General features: G+C 55.7%; 1 tRNA gene and 2 rRNA genes (1 of these 3 only partly in view). All 3 read right to left on the bottom strand.

The features are described 5' to 3' along the window. Window positions 1-29: 29 nt before the first annotated feature. Window positions 30-106: transfer RNA gene (locus tag ACR0D8_RS22145), tRNA-Met, on the bottom strand. Between the two features lie 49 nt (window positions 107-155). Further along, a 5S ribosomal RNA gene (gene rrf, locus ACR0D8_RS22140) occupies window positions 156-270 on the bottom strand. 181 nt (window positions 271-451) lie between these two features. Beyond that, window positions 452-1,151: ribosomal RNA gene (locus ACR0D8_RS22135) — 23S ribosomal RNA — on the bottom strand; it runs 2,127 nt beyond the window's last position.

The following is a 1,151-nucleotide window of genomic DNA, read 5'->3' as shown; positions in this document are numbered from 1 at the left end:
GAACGGGCTGTACTGAGATTTTCTGACGCTGGTTGCGGGAGCAGGATTTGAACCTGCGACCTTCAGGTTATGAGCCTGACGAGCTACCGGGCTGCTCCATCCCGCGTCAGAGTCAGATTTGTATCATCGTTAGAGAGAATATGGGCTTTTACTAGGTTTGGCGGTGACCTACTCTCCCGGGGCTTAAGCCCAAGTACCATTGGCGCGGCAGTGCTTAACTTCCGGGTTCGGTATGGGACCGGGTGTTTCACTTGCGCTATGACCACCAAACCGAGGAAAAGCCCATGTCGACTTTCTTGCTGTGCAAGAAAGCGACAGGTGGCAGGCAGCGTCTTTGCTTGCAAAGGCGCGTTGCCACTCGGTTGTTATGTCGATCAACAGTGCCGCTTGGTGCGACACAGCCGTCCATGTTCAAGGTGTATGTTTTTGATTTGTCTTTCCATTACTGGATCAAATCAAGCCTATCGGGCGATTAGTACCGGTCAACTGAACGCATTACTGCGCTTACATCTCCGGCCTATTGACGTGGTGGTCTTCCACGGCCCTCAGGGAGACCTTGTTTTGAGGGGGGCTTCCCGCTTAGATGCCTTCAGCGGTTATCCTGTCCGATCATAGCTACCCAGCACTGCCGTTGGCACGACAACTGGTCCACCAGTGGATCGTTCACCCCGGTCCTCTCGTACTAGGGGCAACTCCTCTCAAGTCTCCTACACCCACGGCAGATAGGGACCGAACTGTCTCACGACGTTCTAAACCCAGCTCACGTACCTCTTTAAACGGCGAACAGCCGTACCCTTGGGACCTGCTCCAGCCCCAGGATGAGATGAGCCGACATCGAGGTGCCAAACACTGCCGTCGATATGGACTCTTGGGCAGTATCAGCCTGTTATCCCCGGCGTACCTTTTATCCGTTGAGCGATGGCCCTTCCACTCGGGACCACCGGATCACTATGGCCGTCTTTCGACTCTGCTCGACTTGTCAGTCTTGCAGTCAGGCTGGCTTCTGCCATTGCACTCAACGAGCGATTTCCGACCGCTCTGAGCCAACCTTCGCGCGCCTCCGTTACGCTTTAGGAGGCGACCGCCCCAGTCAAACTACCCGCCACGCAGGGTCCCGGATCCGGATAACGGACCGCGGTTAGACATCAAGA

This window comes from Ruegeria sp. BG10 (genome assembly GCF_056538575.1).
The sequence above is the reverse complement of the archived record's forward strand: the minus strand, read 5'-3'. Positions and strand labels throughout refer to the sequence as shown.